The following is an 18,271-nucleotide window of genomic DNA, read 5'->3' on the forward strand; positions in this document are numbered from 1 at the left end:
GAGATCGTCGCGCCGTCCGACCCTTCGGTGGCCTTCGACACCATCGTCCGGCGCGAGGCGATCGGTGTGGTCGCCGCGGTCATCCCGTGGAACTCCCCGTTCTCCGCCGCCACCGCGAAGCTGATCCCGGCTCTGCTGGCGGGCAACACCGTCGTGCTCAAGGTCTCCCCGGAGAACTCGCTGAGCATGATGCTGCTGGCGGACCTCTGGCATGAGGCCGGGCTACCCGAAGGCGTCCTCAGTGTGCTCCCGGCGGACCGGGAGACCAGCGAGCACCTCGTCTCGCACGCCGACGTCGACAAGATCTCCTTCACCGGCTCGACCCGCGCCGGCCGGCGGATCGCGGCGATCGCCGGGCAGCAACTCAAGCGCGTCGGTCTGGAATTGGGCGGCAAGTCCGCCGCACTGATCCTGGACGACGCGGACCTGGCCGCCGCGATGCAGAGCCTGCGGTTCGGATCGCTGGGCAACAACGGCGAGGCGTGCATCCTGCAGACCCGCATCCTGGCTCCACGCAGCCGTTACGAGGAGGTTGTCACCGCCGTGAAAGACATGGTCGAGTCGCTGAAGGTCGGCGACCCCGCCGCATCCGACACCTTCATCGGCCCGATGATCCGCCGCGACCAGCAGCAGCGTGTCATCGACTACATCACCATCGGCATCGAGGACGGCGCGCGTCTGGTGACCGGCGGCCCGCAGATCCCCGCCGGCCTGGAGAAGGGCAACTACGTCACCCCGACCGTGTTCGCCGACGTCGACAACGGCATGCGCATCGCGCAGGAGGAGATTTTCGGCCCGGTCCTGGTCGTCATCGCCTACGACGACGATGACGACGCCGTGCGGATCGCCAACGACTCCGAGTACGGCCTGTCCGGCGGAATCTGGTCCGCGGACATTGCCCGCGCCCTGGCCGTCGCCCGCCGGCTGCGTACGGGCACCGTCACGCTGAACGGCTCGCCGATCAGCTTCGACGGACCCTTCGGTGGCTACAAGGCCAGCGGTCTCGGCCGCGAGTACGGCAAGGTCGGCCTGACCGGATACGTCGAGCATAAGTCGATCACCCGCACCCGGTGATCGTAAGATCTTCGATGGAAGAAGCCCTCCGAGGTATTCACCGAACTCGTAGAGTCACATGCTTCGACGGGCTGAATCTGCCCTGCTCCCCGGGTGCTGGGATAATCCTGAGCGCCAAACGGGCCTGACCTGCGATGCGGCCTGACCCCGGCCGCGTTGCGTCAGCTCCGCCCGGCCACCTTTCTCCTGCCGGTGGCCGGGCGGATCGCAACCGTCGTCACCGGCCGTGTGCCGCATTTTCGACCCGGGACTGTGCCCGCTCTGCGAACAGCTTGAAGTGCACGACCTTGAGTTCGGCCTCGGTCAGGCTCTCCCATCCGCTGTCCAGTCGGGCCGCGCCGGGGCCTGTTCAGGCAGCCACGCCCCGAGCACGGGTTGCCCGCCGTTGGCACCATCGTTCCGATGAACGTTCGTCGCCTGGCGGCCATCGACATGCACGGCAGCCGAGGAACCATCCGCCGACGGCGCATCATCCTGGCCGAGTTCCTCGTCGGCGTGGTGCTGATGGTGACGTGGGGCGGTTGGCTGCTGGCGTCAGGGAACGGCTTCGGCACCCGGGCGATCGGCCTGTGGTTGGTCGGCGCGGGTCTCAACTACGCGCCACTGTCCCTGTACGCGCTCGCGCTGATGCGGCCCGGCGCCCTCGATGCCGAACTGGCCGGCGCCGACATCGACGGGGAACTGCGCCGGTACACAGTGCTTCAACTCTGGGTCTTCGTGCCGCTGTCGCTGGTGGCGTTCGCCGTCCGCGACACCCTGGCCCGGCGTAGGGCCGGATGACGGCCGACTGCACGGGGTCGGCTCGTCAGCTCTTGGCCTTGCTGCGACGGGTCCGCCGACGAGGGGTTTCGTCACCGCCGGCAAGCCGGGTGAAGGTGAGCACGTTCGCCAGCGCCACGGCGATGATCGCGAGGCCGACCTGGATCGCGAGCACGATCCAGTCCCAGCGCAGCACCCACACCTTCACGCCAGCGTCGTCGTCGACGTGGAGTGCCCGGGCGACCACAGTGCCCAGCACCGCCGAGCCGACGCCGAGGACGAACGTGGCGAAGACGCCGATCCGTTGCCTGCCCGGCAGGATGAGTCGCCCGAGCAGGCCGACGAGGGCGCCGATGAGCACCGCGCCGAGATAACCGGTTACCAGCATTGCTGTCTCTCCCCTCCAGCAGTGCTGACATACATGCCCGAATCTCACGTTCCCGGAAACCCCGCCCCGATCAGGGGCCGCGGTGATGTCACCCGGACCCACTACTCTGGCGGAGCTTTCACACCCGAACGAAGGACCGCCCATGGCCCGCCCCTACAAGCCCGGCCCGAAGCAGTTCGTCTTCGCAGCCGGCGACGGCGACGACCACCACGTCACGGTCGGCGACCCGCAGGAGGCATACGTGGCGTTCTCCACGTTCTTCCGGGGTCGAGAGGCTGACACGTACACCGTCACTGACGCACCGGCGAGGCAGAGCCTGGTGCTCATGCCCCGTCTGGGGGTGATCTCCCGGATCGCTGAGGCGGACCACCAGCGCTCGGAACACCTTAGGGTCGACCGGGCCAACCGCTACCTGCCAAGCGCGATGCTGTTCTTCGAGAACGGATACGCCGGCCTCGACCACTTTGGCCAGTGGTTCTCCAACCTCGCCGATCTCGACGCGTCACCGGAGACCCGAGGTGCCGCCCGCGCCGCCACGTTCACGACGGAGGCAGCGGCCATCGACGAAGTGGGCCGGATCTGGGCGGATTCCGGCTACGTCGACCCGACCGACCAGTACTACATCTTCTTTGACTCCACGGACGTCGACGACGACCGGGCCGACCGCGCCGAACTGCTCCAGTTGATCGATTTTCTCGGTCTCGAACGGGTCGACGCCCCGGCCGGAGCCGCCGGGGGCGAGGTCTGGGTGCGCTCCGACCCACGCCTCGACGCCCAATGCGAACAGTGGGCGTGACGAGATGAGGGACGTCGTCTTCACGCGTCGCAGCGGCTGGATCCCGAGCGTGATCCACGAGGCGGGCGAGCTGAAGCTGATGCTCGCCGCCGGGGCCGACGCCAACCACGACCCTCGCGAGTTCACGTTCCCGATCTCCGAAGCCCACCTCGCGGTGATCCGGGAGGACCTGGCCAGACACCTGCTGCTGTGGAGTGCTGTCCTTCCCCTGTGCGAGGCCGCCGGCACCGAGGGCCAGCTCGACGAGGCCGCTGCCGTCGCGCTCCTGGACCCGGTCCTACTTGCCCCGCCCGCTGACGTCGACGCGCTCTTCCGGCGCATCCCCTGGGACCGGAGCCGGCTGGTCGCCCACGGCGCCGACATCCGCCTCCTGGAACGCGGGCAGGTCTGCGACGCGATGCGCGCGGCGACCGAGACGGCGAACGAGAAACGTGCCCAGGAGCATCACGCGGACCGCCGTCGCGCCGAGCGCGAAACAGTCCTCGGGCCACTCGACGCGGCGATCCTGCGGTACACGGGCCAGTATCTGCATGGCGCGACCATTCCGAGGCGGAACCCCGACGCCGTCAACAGCGCGCTGCTCCCCCAGGTCATGCGGGTGATCGCCACCGCCGAGCAGGCGTGCGCCGGGGTGCGGATCGGCCTCGACCCCCGCCGGAGAAACCGGACCACTGACAAACGCGACTGGGAGCGGATGACGGCGGCGGTGGACGCGGCCGTGCGCCGCGCGTACCCCGAGCTTGTCGATGACGCGGTGCGGACGGTGAGCTTCCTGATGTGCTCGGAGGCCGCGGCCCGCGCCAAGAGCGCGCCGCCGGAAGACGACGACAACGCGGCCGGCGACTCCGCTGCGAGTACGTGCAAGACGGCCCTGACCTTCACCGATGACAAGGGCGGCGAGAAGAGGTGGCTGCGCGACGGCGCTCGCGGTGCCTCCGCCGAGTTCTGGGAGTTCGTCGCCGAGCGCTCCGCCGGGGACAACGAGGTGTTCACCATCGAGGACGAGGAGATGGGCGAGGGGATCCAGCTGCACTTCTACGCGGACTCCATCGCCCGGATCACGACGGTGCGGCAGGGGGAGGACGGGTCGGATCCGGAGTACCAGGTCGAGTACAGCCTGGTCGACGGGCTCGGCGGGTACCGACACCTGGTGAGCGCGTTCGTGCACGGCGGCTGTGCCGCGCTCGACCAGCACGGTCCCTGGATGTCCGACGCCGCCGAGTTCGAACGCGCGCGTCGTCGGTGAGTACTCAGTCCCCGTCCTGCCACCTGCGCACATCCGTCTGGTCGTGATAGGGCATCCGGTCCGGCGTGGTGATGAATTCCATCGTCGTGCCCCACGGCGTGCGGCAGTAGCAGACTCTGTTTCCCGGACCTTGTTCAGTTGTATAAGGAATAGGGCGAGGCTCCGTGAGGGGGGTGCCTCCGGCCCTTCTGAGGCGCTCAACCGATGCGTCGATGTCGTCGGTGTAGAGGCCGAAGTGCGTGATGCCGAAGTCGCTCGGTCGGACCGGCTGGGCTTGTTCGGGGCCGTGCATTTCGAAGAGCTCGAAGTCGGGTCCGGTGCCGATCTTGACCATCGCCTGCGCGCGCACGACCGTTCCAGGGTGAGCACCAACGGCCCGCTCGAATTCGGGTCCCTGCCGCGGCGGATCCTGCGGTCCGAAGGACTGATAGATCACCTGGGCGCCGAAGGCTTCCACGAAGAACGTTTTTGCGGCTTCGATGTCGGGCACCGTGATGCCGATGTGGTTGACGCCGCGGATGACAGGTGCGCTCATGACAGCTTCCCTTCCTTATCTAACCGATCGGCGCGGTCGCAGAGTGTCACGTGGCCTTGAGGAAATCGATCAGAGCGGCCGCGACGTCATCCGGCCGTTCCTCCGCGAGATAGTGACTGGACCGCGTAACCGGGCCGCCCGTCACGTTGCTGGCGAACTCCTTGAGCATCGGCACCATCTGCGCACCGAAGCGCTGATCCCCGCCGAGACCCAGCGCCGGTAGCTCGAGCGGCTTCTTCTTGTACTCGAGCGCGGCCGCATGGTCGACAGCGAGGGTCCGATACCACTCCAGGCCGCCGCGGGTGCGGCCAGGAAGCGCCATCGCTGTCGCGTAGATGTCGATGTCCGCCGGGTCGAAAGTGCTGTGGTCGTAGAACCGCTCAGCCATGAAGGTCGACACATAGTCGTACTCACGGCCGTGGATCAGGCGCTCGGGTAGATCCCGGTTCATGTGGAAGCTGAAGTGCCAGAGGCTCGCGGTCGCCGCCTCCCATCCGGTCCAGCCGGGCAGCGGAACGTCGAGGACGGCCAGGTGGGTGACAGCCTGCCGATAGGTGGCGGCCTGCGGCAGGGCGACCATCCCACCGATGTCATGTCCGCACACGGCGTAGCGTTCATGCCCAAGGGCAGCCATGACGTCGTGCGCGTCGCTCGCCATCGTCGCCTTGTCGTAGCCGTCGAGCGGGCAGTCGGAAAAGCCCGCGCCGCGCAGATCGATGGCCACCACGCTGAAATGCTCGGCCAGCAACGGCATCACACGGTGCCAACCCCACCACGTTTCCGGCCAGCCGTGTAGCAGAAGGACCGGCGGGCCCGAGCCGCCCGTGACGGCGTTGATCTTGATGCCATTCACCGGCACCAGTTGCTGGGTGAACCCCTTCAAAGCTGCGATCATGATCGCTTCCCAGGCAGATGTCGACGTTCGAACAGAGCTCGCGGCCAACGCTCAGGGCTGGTCGACACCGGTGGCAATCGTGATGTCGCGCCAGGCGTCGATATCGCTGCTGTCGCCGCCACGAACCGCCATGATTGAGCATTTCTCAGGCGTCTGAGACCAAGCTACCGCGACCAGGTAGTACCTGGGGTCGAACCGTCCGGGACAGCTCAACAACCCGGCCGGATTCGCCCTGCGCCGACGTCAGCCCCTGAATCCAACGTGACTGCAGAGTGCTGATTGTCGGACTCGACGAACAAAGCTGGCAGCCGATCGGCAGACTTACCCGAGAGGGCGATTGCGTGGTCGTGGCTGACGGCGTAGCCGGCGAGCTGGTCGGCGTGGTGGACAAGGAGTTCCGACGTTGAGTGACACGGATCTTGGCGCCCGCAGCGACCGGGGCAGCGAGTACGCCGACCTTTCCCGCCTGGTCCGAAACGCGGGCCTCCTCGACCGACGACCCCGCCGCTACGCGGCGCGGGTGACGGCGGTGCTGGGTGGTCTCATACTGCTGGGCGTGCTGTTCGTGCGGCTCGGGCCGTCCTGGTGGCAGACGGTCACCGCGGCCGGCGTCGCGGTGCTCCTCGCGCAGCTGGCGTTTCTCGGTCACGACGCCGGGCATCGGCAGATTTTCCGCTCCCGCCGGGCGAACGACGTGGTCGGCCTGGTGTGCGCCAACCTGGTGACCGGGATCAGTTTCGGCTGGTGGGTCGACAAGCACAACCGCCACCATGCGCATCCGAACACCGAAGGCCGCGACCCCGACCTCATGGTGGCTCCGCTGTCCTTCACAGCGGGTCAGGCTGCGGCGCAGCGCGGCCTGCGGGCGCTGTTCGTCCGGCACCAGGCGGCGCTGTTCTTCCCTCTGCTGCTGGCGGAGGGTCTGCATCTGCACGGCGCCAGCGTCCGGGCGGTCGTCCGTCGCGGCGGACTCAGGCGTCGACGAACCGAGGCCGCCCTGCTCGTCGTGCATTTCGCCGGCTACCTCGGGGCCGTGTTCCTGGTCCTGAGCGGGCCGCAGGCGATCGTGTTCATCCTGGTCAACCAGGCCGTGTTCGGCCTCTACCTGGGCAGCTCCTTCGCCCCGAACCACAAGGGCATGCCCATCCTGACCGAGGCCGACAACCTCGACTACCTACGCCGACAGGTCCTCACCTCCCGCAACGTGCGCGGCGGCCCGCTCATCGACGCACTACTCGGTGGGCTCAACTACCAGATCGAACACCACCTCTTCCCCAGCATGCCCCGCCCCAATCTCCACCACGCCCAGCCGCTGGTCCGCCAGTTCTGCGCGGAACACGACGTCGCCTACCACGAAACCACCCTCATACAGTCCTGGGCTCAAGGCCTGGCACACCTACGGGCAATGGGCCGCGCCAGCTAATCCAAGTCATTAACCTCGGAAAGCCCAGTGGAGGATCAGCAGGGGGTCATCTGCCACGTCACCTTCGTCACGTTGACCGGTATATACAGGTCACCCCCGCTCCCGCCGGCAGGAGCACAGGTCTTGAAGGGAATCGACGAGCCAAAAGCGAACCCGGATATTACGGCGTCGCGGCCCGTGCCGTTGTAGAAGTTGAATCCCTGGATGCTGCCGGTCCACTCGCTGTTGGTCGTCAGAGACGGCGTCTCTACGGGACCCTGCGGCGGGTGATTCCAGTTGGGCCAGATACAGAGCATGCCCTGCGGGCAGTTCCCGGACCCCCAGCCTTGCATCGACACTCCGGGTGGTGCCGCCGAGGCGGCTGGGGCGGGGGCGGCGGCCAGCATGCCCGCGACGGACGCGGCAATGGCGATGGATTTCAACAGCACGGTTCACCTGCTTTACATAGATGCTCGTCGTTGTAAATTTAAACTACCTGCGGAAATTTGACAGGTCAAGCGCCTGAAACGATATGCCGGTCGAGGAGAGCCAGGCAGGCGTCGCTCTCACCCACAGGCCGGTCAGCGGGTCAGGCCGACCAGCGTGGCCAGTCGCGCCACGCCGGCCGGCGCCGGGTTCGCGCGGGCGATCTCGGCGATCACCGTACGCGCCATCGGCCGGCACCGAACCTCGGCTGGCGCGACGCTGTCCGCGTCCACCAGGGCGCGGGAAGCCCCGCGCAGGTCACCCACCTGGAGGTACGCCCGCGCGACATCAACCAGGTAAGCGCCCCGATACTCGGCCGGCAACCGCCGGAACGCCTCCCGCCGAACCACCGTCACGTGCCGTTGCAGCGCCTCATCGGAGTCACCCCGTTGCGCCGCTGACAGCACCCGCGCCAGGTCGACGGCGATCGGCCCGAAGCTGATGCGGTGCGTGTCGTCGTACCCCCGAAGGTTGCTGGCGACGCCCGCGGCCCGGTCGGTCAGCTCGTGGGCGCGGAGGGCGTCGCCGCAGCCGGCGGCGGCCAGCGCAGCCTGGAGAAGCAGCGTCCCACCCACGGCCCGCTCCCCCGCGCTCCCGCCCCGGCCTTCACCCCCGTGATCAAGAGGTTTGCGGGCGATTTGATCTCCAACAGTCCCGCAAATCTCTTGATCACCGGGGCCGGGCAGGGATGGGAGGATGCGGTTCGCGGCGCTGAGGGTCGCGGCCAGGGCCAGGCGGTCGCGGTTGGACGCGCGGAGCGCCTGGGCGACCGAGATGGCCGCCGTTGCCGCCAGGAACGGGTCGTCGCTGGCGGCGGCCATCGCGCGGTCGGCGGCAAGCCAGGCGAGGTCGGCCTCACCGAGCTTGACCAGCAGCGACGAGGTGATCCGGTACGCCTGCACCAGCAATTCTGCTCTCTGCGCGGCCCGAGCGGCGTCGAGTAGACCCGGCACCACCCGCACCAACTGCCCGTAGTGCGCGTGCTGGTAGGCCAACCAGGCATGCCCGACCTGCCGTCTCAGCTCGTCCGTCTGCGGTGGAGCCTCCGGGATGTCGTAGCGGGCGAGCGCGGCCCGGATGTCGTCCACCCCGTCCGGCGTGCCCGCCGGGGTGCCCTGCGGCTGGCCGAGCAGCACCTCCGGGTCGACCCGCAGAACGTGGGCCAGTTCCTGGATCACCGAGTACCGGTCCAGGGTGCGGGCACCACGCTCGATCTTGTCCACCCAGCTCTTCGACCTGCGCAGCCGGTCGGCAAGCATCTGCTGGGTCATCTGCCGCCGCACCCGCCAGCTCGCCACGCGGCGGCCGATAGGCGTGTCATCGCTGGTCACGCCGCCACCGCCGGTCCGGGACCGCGCGGGTCGTGTCGTCAACGGGTACGCGCTCCGCCTCGGCCTGGGCCAGGAGGCGCTGCTTGGCAGCCTCGCGCTCGGCCGCCTCACTGGTGTTCTCCGGAGCGTTGTCGTCCCGACCGCTCATCCCCGCCTCCTCCGGTGGAGGCCCAGCAGCTCAGGATCGACCGTTGCCGCGCTGGACCATCGGGACGTGCTCACGTCCCAAACCGGACACTAGGGCGGATTGGTGATGCGATGATTACTGGCAGTTATGCGGCCAGGTTGATGCCGATACGGCCGGCGAGCAGGCGCAGGTCGTCGGGGATGGCGCGGCGCTGGGCACGCTGAGCGAGGGTCACCACGGCATCGCGGGCGAGGGGGTTGATGGCGAACGGGATCGGCGCGGCCCGCTCGGCCTGCACGAATGCGGCAAGGGCCTCGACGTCCCGGCGACCGCCGTCCGCCAGGGCACGGCCGAGATCGAGCCAGTAGGACTGCTGACGGATCGACGCTGCGAGTACCTGCGGTCGCACCGTTCGGGATAGCTCAATGACCCGGCCGGATTCGCCCTGCTCGGCGGCGATGGACATCTCCCAGAGCCCGACGTTGGTCGGCCCGAATCCACAGCCGTTGAAGCCCGCCCCGTCGACCGGATCCCCGAGGGTTGCCGCCTCGCGGGCCGCCTCGGCGAGGTGGTCACGTGTGACATCCAGGCGCCCACTCACCGCCGAGGTCAGCGCGGCAGAGAGGTGGAGTTGTCCGAGCATCTGTCGGACTCGTTCGTCGGCGGCGTCGGCTTGAAGCTCGGCCAGGGACCGGTCAGCAGCGCGGGCCGCGACGGGGGCGGACTCGATCGGCAAGCTCTGCGCGTAGGCGAAACGGGATGCTGCGATCCACGCTGGATCGCCGGCGTGCTCGGCGACCGTCCCGGAGAGCCGAGCTGCGTTGAGGGCCAGGTGGCGGTATCCGAGGTTCCGCAGGCAGGTGGCAGCCTGGTAGGCGACCTGGATGAGCGCGGTGCCGCCGACAGCGGCGGCTTCGATCAGCAGGTTGGGGAGCAGACGAGCCATGGCCGGGTAGTTGCAGGACGTGCGGAGCTGTTCGGCTCGATCGATTTCGGCGGTCAGCCGCTCCGCTGTGTATATCGACGGGCGACGCTCGCCGTCCTCGATCTCGATCAACGCGGACCAGATGGCTGGCACACACTCGGCGGCGCTCTCACGGGCTGGATCGCCGGACTCCGTGCCCTGGCCCAGCAGGTCCGCCACCGTGACCTGGAGAGCAGCAGCAAGTGCGACCAGAGTGGAGCGGCGGTCGATGGTCTTCCGACCCGACTCGACCTGCGACACGTAGGACTGGGTGACGCCAGCTAGCCCGGCGAGGACCGCCTGAGTCATGCCACCACGGCGCATCCGCCAGTACCGGATCCTGGCACCGATGGTGTCCGGCCTCTTCACCATGCTCACGCCTACCCCTGGCAGAAGACTGGATTGCCGCGCAGAACCGCTACCCGCGCACAGTACACCGCGGAGCATCGGACTAGTGACTCTCGGCATGCAGTCTTGCGTCTGCACTAACACGTCACACCGCGCGCGCCGCCCAACCTCCGGCTAGGGTCACTGGCGTGAATGGACCAGATCCTGCCACTTCGCACCGGACGTTGTCGCCGTCCATACCGTGCAGCACCTTCATTATCGTCACACAGAGGCCTTGCTGCTTTCCGGCGAGGCCACCTCCTCGCAAAGGGTTAGCGCAGTCGAAACGGAGGTGCCCCATAGTCGGCGGAAAGCTGGTCACAGCGCGCCGCCTTTGCCCGGCGGGTAGCGCCATGACGACGCCTCAAGTACCCGTGAGGGCACATTAATTCACGTGCTCCGTCACTGTCGCCACTGTCAAAAACGGAGGCTACAGTGAGCTAGGTTCAATCCTATTGAATTTCCCGGGTTCAATTTCATAGATGCAAGAAATTCCGAGAGAAGCCAGAAGGACAACCATGTCGCCTTCAGGCTTCACCGGCAGAAGGACCGCGAGGCTGCGATGACTGACGTACCGCGCGTAGTCAAATAGCTGTCCTATGGCGAGACGTATGGAGTCACGGCCAGCCGATGATTTCGCCTCTACGAGCTCGAATGTGAATGTGTCAAACATGTCGGTCAGAAGATAGCGGTTATTACCAGGAAGCGATATCCGGTGGCGCGGCACGAGCCTATTTCCCGACCCCACAAGCCAGTCGAGATAACGGCCAACTAGCGCCGCCTCTGGGCGACCAACTATAGGAGAGTTAGCATCAGTGGACGGGGCTCTGGCCGGCTTATAGGCCTCCACAGCGACATACCGATAACGACGACCAGCCGGAGCGCCCGTAGCCGCTCCCGCCTCTCTGACAAACCGCGCTTCACCCTCTTCGGTCAACGCCGAAAAGTGGTCGCTGATGAAGTTCGCGAGCGGCTCATTGACACTTGTACCAAACTCCTCATAATCGGCAACCAAAGCATCGAGAACAATCTGCGCTGCGCTACTCTTAGCACGAGCATCATGGCCGGCGGTGGGCTTCCCCTGAACTGTGTAAGTCCTATCAAGCGCCGCACTTCTAAGCGTCAGGGACGCCCGGAAGAGCTCGGCATGCTTCGGGCCATCAACCACCACTCGCCAAGCCTCGATCACTAGGCCAGTCGTCTTGAGCGTCTTAGTAAGTGCATCGATAGGACTGGGCATCCGAAGAGCACCGGGTGCAATATGCTCTAGAGCCCCGGCCCAATCTGCGGGCCAGTCTACAGCAAGCGCGACTGGGTGCCCTTTTGAAAGGTACACAGCACCAACTACCGCCTTAAAGAACTCCGACGCCATTCTCGGCCGCACCCCCAGCCGCCACTCGCCCGGCGACAAGAGCACACCCCTCTTCAGGCCGACGACGTCGAAAGATTTCACGAACTCAGCCTGCGTCAGGTCCTGGAACTGGAAGCTGGGAGGCAGCTGTTCACATGCCCTAGTTGCAGCAGCTAATGCGTACTCGTATGAGAGAGCTGCAGAGCCCAGCGTGGCTAGCACTAGCCTGGGATCCCCCCAACCAAGCAATCCAACCTGCAAATCTCTGCCGTAGCTCCACGAGCTATGCGTTAATGCCGCCGATACCAAGATCGACGCACCCGGGGGCAGGGAAAAGAGTTCCACCACCTGCTCGACTACAAAAAGATGCTCTCGGGGAAGACCGCGATCCCGCTTAAGAGAAGTCATCTCCGGTAGGGCATCTGTTCGCACCACCGAATCGTCCGCGCCAAGCAAGGCGAGCGAGAAGCTAACCGCCACTGGAATTCGGCCAGTGACACAAAGGAGGCCGATGAGCTGATAAACTAGATCGGCGCATACTGCCGGGCTAAAACTGTATCGATCTTCCGATTTCGCAACCAACGCCGATTTGCGCAGCCACTCCATCCTCAGAGCGCGCCGAGGAACTTCGGCGAGCATCTGGGTCGTCAGCTCATGCAATTCAGGTTGCCCGCTTGGCCTTAAAGCCAACAATGCGTAAACCGTAGATTCCCGCCGGACGAAAGTTCGACCAAGCGCCGCCAAGGCTCGCAGTAAACCACTAGTCATGCCCGGAAGATCGGCCGCGTGCTCGTTTATGAACGACGCGCGCATCAGTCCGATCTGGACGTCGGATTCGAGGCATGCGGAAGCTCTGCGGTCAAGCCCGTGGATCTGCAGGAAATCAAGAACAGGTTGATTGTCAGAAAAATATGAAAGGATCGGAGGAGCCTCCCCGAATATCTGCATCGTTAACGGATTGTCTAACGTGGTCACGGTGATCACCTTGCCGAACTCGGACGTTATCTATTACCATGCGCTTCGGCGCAGTGCTGCCCGATCGGCCTTTTCTCGGGCCAATTCAAGATCAGTTTTTAGTTGATCGGAACAAGTAGGCCAATCAAACGGAGATTCAGAATCTATGGCACCCAGCTTCAGCCATTGCTGGTCTAGGTACATCCGGAACCTTTCAGCGCGGTCGATTCTTTCTCGAATTGGGAATACGTCCGAAATCTGTCGCCGAAAAGATACGTCTGTGATCGGCGTGTCAACGATCATGGCATCTACGTAGGAGAAGCGCCTGACCATAGACTTGTGCATATATAGCTTCCGACGGTGGTGATGCGGAACGGTCCATCCATGTTGCGCCCCTCGGGAGCATGGATCAAGTTGCGCTCTTTAGCCCGCATCAACTGAGAGCCGGTCTGCTCCTGCGTAAAGCCAATACTTTGCACGAACCGGTAAACACTTGCAACATCAACGTATCCGCTTCGACCAGCAGCCACACCCGCTCGCTCAATATGAGCCAACATTAAACACATCAGAAAATGTTCGCGACCATCATCGGTCGAAATATCGAAGACGTTGCAGATCTTGCTTGCCGATGGATAAAAGTAGTCATAATCGCCAAAGATGATGGCCCTGATAAATTCGTGTGTGGGAACTGTATATACGGAACCGCGGCCAGCAACTTCAAGAACGCGACTGGTCGATACGTAACCGCTACCTATAAAGGTAGCAAGGAATTCGAGAGCAGTTCTGACGTTACCGCCGCTGAGATTGTCGATAATCTCGTTAAGTTCGCGATCCTCGCTGAAGGCCTTGATCAATACGTCTAGGTAGGCACGCATCGCGCTTGCGTTGATCGTAAATCGAGTCGAAAAGGCACCGGACTCCTCAGATTCGTTCAACTGCTCATACGCCCACTCGACTCGCTTCAGAATTACCTTGTCGACCCTCGCGGGCGAAATTGTGAATACCCGCAACTGATAGGCGGCGAGAGACCCCTTGGTCTTGGACTCGTAGAGGGTGCTTGGCCTGAGCGCAACGAAGATCGTTCCGGGCCAGCCGTCAGCCAGAGACTGAGCAATTAAGAAGACTTCGTCTTGAAAATCCGACGGGCGCTGATCGATATTATCAAGGACTATCACCGGCGATCGGCGCTTCTTTGACTTCAGATAGTCAAAAGAAGCTTTTAGATGCTCATCAGCACGAGCAGCGAGCTGCTGGAGACGTTCAATCTCCCGCATCTGGTACTCTTCCGGCCTCGTCAAGGCAAGGGGACCGTAAACACCTTTAGCAAAGCGGGTTAGCTCTCTTCTGTAAACCTCTCGAATGAACCCTCCCTCCTCGATATCAATTGAATGAACGTCTCTTAGCTGTTCTATTAATCGTTCCAGCACGTACGACTTTAAATCGTTGGACAGCGCGGGCTCCCTACCGAAGTCTAGATAGAAGACATAAGCGTTTCCTAGGAGTTCCCGAGCTTCAACCTCAATCAGATTGCGCAGAAACATCGTCTTGCCCACACCGACATCACCAACGATTACCAACGGCCGGCGACTTAACGCCTCCGTCATGATTGTCGCCGTGAGCTTTTGATTAATCCCTTTGCGTGTTGTCGCGGGCTCTGACTCGACCTCGGCCGAGTCCCGCAACGCCGCGTAGCGTGACCGTAGAATCTCCTTGCTGACAGTGGCGTACTGAGAGAGGGCATCATTGGGTGTATAGCACTTTTCGACAAACTCTTTCGACATTGGCCCTGCAGACGAGCCAAGGTCTTGCAGGAAGAGGTCACCCAAGGTCTTCAGATCGGTTTCCAGAGACGTCCGGGCCCTAAAACCCGGGTAGTTCGTGATGCCGTCGGAGAGCTTTCCGGGCGCCATCGCTCTAATCGATTTCCCAAAGAGTGCACGTTGAAGATTCCGAGTAGAGACGCCTTCACGCGACAGATTTGCCCAAAGCGATCCAAAGTCGTCGTACATCTCCTGCAATGAGGAATAAATTAGCGCTCGGCCTTCGAGGGGTGGCACACCGTCCTGTCGGGAGGCGTAGAAGGCAATAAGCTGGCGGCCGTTTGTCGCAACGGCAATAGGAACGCCGCGCTCCTGGCAATACTTCAATACTTGCCGGATCGCCTGGTTCGCATTCGCGTCTTCTAGCAGAGTTGCGATGTCAATCTGACGCCGGCCTTCGAGCCCTACTGGGATCGAGAAATAAAGCCCTTCCTTTTTGGCTTCAACGATCATCTCCGTTGCCGGATTGCCTAATTCGTAATCGGCATAATCGCCAGCATGGTAGGGTTCATTCGTAATGTCGCCGTGCTTCCACCCAAGGCATTCGATCAACAGTCGGTCGATAATTCTAATCCGGGTTGTCGCCTCGTTCAACGTCGAGTTCGCCAGTTCAGCAGCAAGCTCCTTGATCTTCTGCTTGGCGCTTGCGAACTCGTCCATGATCTCCCCAGTTCACCTATAGACAGCCCAGAAGGGCACAGGCTACATCGAGGACCGCGCGTCGGGGAGTATGTGTCGTAAGAACATCAGAAGTGCTTGAGTCCTCGACTTGCTCTAGCTCTAGGGCAGACGGTGGACCGGAGCCTGCCGGGAGGGACCGCCGCTGACTGGATCCTCAAGTCTCAAGCTGCCGCAGCGACTATCGGACCGTAGGGGGTCTTGACGGTCAGCGGGCTGTTCCGACTCATCGATAGACGAACATACCGGTTATAATCCGATTCGCCGACCGCTCGTCGGTTGCCACGCGCCGTCCAGACCGCGCCGTTACCTAGTACGGGCCCGCCGTACACCTTGGCAAATCACAGCGCCACGATCGCCGCAGTTTCCGCAGGCAGCTCGATCCGGTCCCGCATCACGGTGACTCCCTCCCCCGTAGCCAGGAGCACGCGCCGCGCCACCCCGGGCAGAGACACCCCCTGCCCCCGCCCAGCGAAGTTCGCCACGACAAGCGTGTCCCCCCGCCGCATCAGCAGGAACTGGTCCCCGTGCTGCACGGACACCGCGTGCATCCGAGGATCCGACAGGTCTGGCACCGACCGACGCAACCCGATCAGCCGCTGGTAGAACGACAGCATCGAAGCATGCTCAGGCTTGTCCAGCTCAGCCCAGTCCAACCGGGACCGCGTAAACGTCTCCGGGTCCTGCGGGTCCGGCACGTCCCCCTCCGGCCACCCGTGCGAGGCGAACTCCCGCCGCCGCCCGGTCCGCACCGCGGAGGCCAACTCCGGCTCCGGGTGCGACGTGAAGAACTGCCACGGCGTAGAAGCGGCCCACTCCTCCCCCATGAACAGCATCGGAGTGAAGGGCGCCGTCAGCAGCAACACAGCCCCGACCCGCAGCAACGCAGGCGACAGCGAAGCCGAGATCCGATCCCCGGTAGCCCGGTTCCCGATCTGATCGTGGTTCTGTAGGTACGCCACCAGCCGATGCCCAGGCACCCGCGAGTCGAGAGGCCGCCCGTGGTGCCGGTTGCGGAAGCTCGACCAGGTGCCAGCGTGGAAGAACCCACCCGTCAGCACGTCCGACAGCGTCTCCAGCGAGCCGAAGTCCCCGTAGTAGCCCTGCCGCTCCCCCGTCAGCAACGTGTGCAGCGCGTGGTGGGCGTCGTCGTTCCACTGGGCGTGCAGACCGAACCCGCCGGCCTCCCGAGGGGTGATCAGCCGGGGGTCGTTGAGGTCGGACTCCGCGATCAGGGACAGCGGGCGGCCCAGGTGCGTCGACAGCGACTCGACGTCGATGGCCAGCTCTTCGAGCAGCGGGATCGCCCGGGAGTCGGGTAGCGCGTGCACGGCGTCCAGGCGTAGCCCGTCGACGTGGTAGTCGCGCAGCCACATGAGCACGCTGTCGATGATGTAGCGGCGTACCTCGTCGGAGTGCGGGCCGTCCAGGTTGATCGAGCGGCCCCAACTGTTGCTCTGCTCGGCCAGGTAGGGGCCGAACCGCGGCGCGTAGGCCCCGGAGGGCCCGAAATGGTTGTAGACAACGTCGAGGATCACCCCCAACCCCTTGGCGTGGGCGGCGTCCACGAACCGTTTCAGGCCGTCGGGGCCGCCGTAGGGCTCGTGCGGGGCGTACCAGCAGACGCCGTCGTACCCCCAGTTGTGTTCGCCGTTGAAGGCGTTGACCGGGAGAAGCTCGATCAGGTCGACACCGAGGGTCACCAGGTGGTCGAGGCGGTCGATGGCCGCGTCGAAGGTGCCCTCCGGGGTGAAGGTGCCGATGTGCAGCTCGTAGAGGATGCTGCCGGGCAGTTGCCGGCCTGTCCACGCGCTGTCGGACCACGCGAAGTCGGCGTGGTCGTAGCGGCGGCTCGGCCCGTGCACACCCGCAGGTTGCCACGGGGAACGGGGGTCGGGCAGCGGGGTTTCGTCGTCGTTCAGCAGAAAGGAGTAGTCGGGGCCGGCGTCGGGGACGTCGACCTGCCACCAGCCGTCGGCGGCGGCGCGCATCTCGTGGTCGGTGTCGCCGGCCAGGCGCAGTCGCACCCGGGAGGCGTCCGGTGCCCAGACAGAGAATTCGGTCATGGAGCGGCCTCCTCGGCGGCGGTGAGAGGAGCCAGGAGAGCGACGGGATAGTCGGCCAGAAGATTGTCCAGCGGAATCTCCTCGCCACTGTAGACCCGCCCGGTGAACAGGTCCTTCACATCGTGAACAGGAAGCGACAGTGCTGTGTCACACCACCCGCCGGCACGGGCCAGGCCCAGCGGCAGGCGGGTCGCCACGGTGATCGCGCCGCCCCGGTCGAACGCCACCACGTGGCGGCTCACCCGACCGTGCGCGGCCACCGGCCGGTAGGTGGTGAACAGCTCCGGGTGCGCCCGCCGCAACCGCAGGGTCCGCGACACGACGAGCAGCTTCGCCGCTCCGTCGGTGTCGACCGGGGGACGCCAGCCGGCGTCGATGCGTGCCAGCATCTCTCGGCGTACGTCGAAGTCGACCGGCCGGCGGTTGTCCGGGTCGACCAGGGAGTTGTCCCACAGCTCGGTGCCCTGGTAGGTGTCCGGCACCCCGGGCATGGTGAGTTGGATCAGCTTCTGGCCCAGCGAGTTGCACCAGCCGGCCGGGGTGATCGCGGCGGCGAGCTCGGTCAGCTCGTCGTGCAGGCTCGGGTCGTCGTACATGCGGTCGACCACGTCGTGCAGCGCCTGCTCGAAGACCGGGTCCGGGTCCGCCCAACTGGTCGAGGCCGCGGCCTCCCGGGCGGCCTTCTCGACGTACGCGTGCAGCCGCTCCCGCTCGATCGGCCACGCGCCGACGGCGGTCTGCCAGAGCAGGTGGGCGAACGCCGGGTCGGGCAGCGGAGCGTACTCCATCCAGCTCTTGACCTGCTCCGCCCAGCGGCCCGGCAGCTCGCTGAGCACGGCGAGGCGGGCGCGGATGTCCTCGCTGCGCTTGGTGTCGTGGGTGGAGAGGGTGGTCATGCTCGCGGGCCAGCGGACCTGTTGGGCGGTGGCGAAGCGGTGGAACTCCGCCGGTGGCACCCCGAAGCGGGTGGGGCTGTCGCCGACCTCGTTGAGCGCCACGAACCGGGTCCACC

At 64.9% G+C, this 18,271-nt stretch carries 16 protein-coding genes and 1 pseudogene; 6 read left to right on the forward strand and 11 right to left on the reverse strand.

Annotated elements, in window-relative coordinates:
- The coding region (locus ACWCO3_RS16125; RefSeq protein WP_450010637.1) for an aldehyde dehydrogenase family protein at positions 1-1,074 on the forward strand (1,074 nt) is incomplete at its 5' end.
- A gap of 402 nt (positions 1,075-1,476) precedes the next feature.
- A complete protein-coding gene (locus ACWCO3_RS16130) occupies positions 1,477-1,854 on the forward strand; it encodes a hypothetical protein (RefSeq protein ID WP_450010639.1) in 378 nt (125 codons plus the stop codon).
- Between the two features lie 25 nt (positions 1,855-1,879).
- Here the strand turns inward: ACWCO3_RS16130 and ACWCO3_RS16135 are convergent, their stop codons facing one another.
- Positions 1,880-2,221 carry a GlsB/YeaQ/YmgE family stress response membrane protein gene (locus ACWCO3_RS16135; protein WP_358164530.1) on the reverse strand — a complete coding sequence of 114 codons (342 nt, stop codon included), beginning with the start codon at positions 2,219-2,221 and terminating at the stop codon, positions 1,880-1,882.
- Positions 2,222-2,363: 142 nt separating this feature from the next.
- Between ACWCO3_RS16135 and ACWCO3_RS16140 the strand changes: the two genes are divergently transcribed.
- Together ACWCO3_RS16140 and ACWCO3_RS16145 are read left to right on the forward strand one after the other, a co-directional pair.
- Positions 2,364-3,017, forward strand: a complete 654-nt coding sequence (locus ACWCO3_RS16140; RefSeq protein ID WP_450010641.1) for a hypothetical protein — start codon at positions 2,364-2,366, stop codon at positions 3,015-3,017.
- 4 nt (positions 3,018-3,021) lie between these two features.
- On the forward strand, positions 3,022-4,263 hold the full coding sequence (locus ACWCO3_RS16145; protein WP_450010643.1) for a DUF6357 family protein: 1,242 nt from the start codon (positions 3,022-3,024) through the stop codon (positions 4,261-4,263).
- A gap of 4 nt (positions 4,264-4,267) precedes the next feature.
- Here ACWCO3_RS16145 and ACWCO3_RS16150 read toward each other — a convergent pair whose 3' ends face one another.
- The gene (locus ACWCO3_RS16150; protein ID WP_450010645.1) at positions 4,268-4,798 is read right to left on the reverse strand and encodes a VOC family protein; all 531 of its coding nucleotides are present in this window, start codon (positions 4,796-4,798) and stop codon (positions 4,268-4,270) included.
- 46 nt (positions 4,799-4,844) lie between these two features.
- Positions 4,845-5,693, reverse strand: a complete 849-nt coding sequence (locus ACWCO3_RS16155; RefSeq protein ID WP_450010647.1) for an alpha/beta fold hydrolase — start codon at positions 5,691-5,693, stop codon at positions 4,845-4,847.
- Here ACWCO3_RS16155 and ACWCO3_RS16160 point away from each other — a divergent pair.
- Complete coding sequence (locus ACWCO3_RS16160) at positions 5,692-5,850, forward strand: hypothetical protein (RefSeq protein ID WP_450010649.1); 159 nt, start codon at positions 5,692-5,694, stop codon at positions 5,848-5,850. The genes ACWCO3_RS16155 and ACWCO3_RS16160 overlap by 2 nt on opposite strands.
- A gap of 246 nt (positions 5,851-6,096) precedes the next feature.
- Entirely contained in the window at positions 6,097-7,116 is a 1,020-nt protein-coding gene (locus ACWCO3_RS16165; protein WP_450010651.1) for a fatty acid desaturase family protein, read from the forward strand.
- A 35-nt stretch (positions 7,117-7,151) separates the two neighbouring features.
- On the opposite strand, the gene ACWCO3_RS16170 is transcribed toward ACWCO3_RS16165, so the two are convergent.
- The 8 genes and pseudogenes from ACWCO3_RS16170 to ACWCO3_RS16205 form a co-directional block, all read right to left on the reverse strand.
- Positions 7,152-7,544: a hypothetical protein gene (locus ACWCO3_RS16170; RefSeq protein WP_450010653.1), complete on the reverse strand. Its 393-nt coding sequence runs from the start codon at positions 7,542-7,544 to the stop codon at positions 7,152-7,154.
- A 132-nt stretch (positions 7,545-7,676) separates the two neighbouring features.
- Positions 7,677-8,912: a helix-turn-helix domain-containing protein gene (locus ACWCO3_RS16175; RefSeq protein WP_450010655.1), complete on the reverse strand. Its 1,236-nt coding sequence runs from the start codon at positions 8,910-8,912 to the stop codon at positions 7,677-7,679.
- Positions 8,899-9,060: a hypothetical protein gene (locus ACWCO3_RS16180; RefSeq protein WP_450010656.1), complete on the reverse strand. Its 162-nt coding sequence runs from the start codon at positions 9,058-9,060 to the stop codon at positions 8,899-8,901. The genes ACWCO3_RS16175 and ACWCO3_RS16180 overlap by 14 nt, the downstream gene beginning before the upstream one ends.
- Before the next feature lie 124 nt (positions 9,061-9,184).
- Positions 9,185-10,375 (reverse strand): helix-turn-helix domain-containing protein, encoded by a 1,191-nt coding sequence (locus ACWCO3_RS16185; protein ID WP_450010664.1) that lies wholly within the window; start codon positions 10,373-10,375, stop codon positions 9,185-9,187.
- A 445-nt stretch (positions 10,376-10,820) separates the two neighbouring features.
- Entirely contained in the window at positions 10,821-12,716 is a 1,896-nt protein-coding gene (locus ACWCO3_RS16190) for a hypothetical protein (RefSeq protein ID WP_450010658.1), read from the reverse strand.
- Between the two features lie 287 nt (positions 12,717-13,003).
- Positions 13,004-15,175 (reverse strand): hypothetical protein, encoded by a 2,172-nt coding sequence (locus ACWCO3_RS16195; protein WP_450010660.1) that lies wholly within the window; start codon positions 15,173-15,175, stop codon positions 13,004-13,006.
- 359 nt (positions 15,176-15,534) lie between these two features.
- Positions 15,535-17,259, reverse strand: coding sequence for a malto-oligosyltrehalose trehalohydrolase (treZ, locus tag ACWCO3_RS16200; protein WP_450010662.1), 1,725 nt, complete (start codon positions 17,257-17,259; stop codon positions 15,535-15,537).
- Positions 17,256-18,271 (reverse strand): annotated as a pseudogene (locus ACWCO3_RS16205) (malto-oligosyltrehalose synthase); the annotation flags it as partial. The gene treZ and the pseudogene ACWCO3_RS16205, both read right to left, overlap by 4 nt.

This window comes from Micromonospora sp. NPDC002411, assembly GCF_053592955.1.

Bases quoted from the DNA above. Each gene is read 5' to 3' on its own strand.
- ACWCO3_RS16130 (WP_450010639.1), top strand. From the start codon at position 1,477: ATGAACGTTCGTCGCCTGGCGGCCATCGACATGCACGGCAGCCGAGGA.
- ACWCO3_RS16135 (WP_358164530.1), bottom strand. From the start codon at position 2,221: ATGCTGGTAACCGGTTATCTCGGCGCGGTGCTCATCGGCGCCCTCGTC.
- ACWCO3_RS16140 (WP_450010641.1), top strand. From the start codon at position 2,364: ATGGCCCGCCCCTACAAGCCCGGCCCGAAGCAGTTCGTCTTCGCAGCC.
- ACWCO3_RS16145 (WP_450010643.1), top strand. From the start codon at position 3,022: ATGAGGGACGTCGTCTTCACGCGTCGCAGCGGCTGGATCCCGAGCGTG.
- ACWCO3_RS16150 (WP_450010645.1), bottom strand. From the start codon at position 4,798: ATGAGCGCACCTGTCATCCGCGGCGTCAACCACATCGGCATCACGGTG.
- ACWCO3_RS16160 (WP_450010649.1), top strand. From the start codon at position 5,692: ATGATCGCTTCCCAGGCAGATGTCGACGTTCGAACAGAGCTCGCGGCC.
- ACWCO3_RS16155 (WP_450010647.1), bottom strand. From the start codon at position 5,693: ATGATCGCAGCTTTGAAGGGGTTCACCCAGCAACTGGTGCCGGTGAAT.
- ACWCO3_RS16180 (WP_450010656.1), bottom strand. From the start codon at position 9,060: ATGAGCGGTCGGGACGACAACGCTCCGGAGAACACCAGTGAGGCGGCC.
- ACWCO3_RS16185 (WP_450010664.1), bottom strand. From the start codon at position 10,375: ATGGTGAAGAGGCCGGACACCATCGGTGCCAGGATCCGGTACTGGCGG.
- ACWCO3_RS16195 (WP_450010660.1), bottom strand. From the start codon at position 15,175: ATGGACGAGTTCGCAAGCGCCAAGCAGAAGATCAAGGAGCTTGCTGCT.
- treZ (WP_450010662.1), bottom strand. From the start codon at position 17,259: ATGACCGAATTCTCTGTCTGGGCACCGGACGCCTCCCGGGTGCGACTG.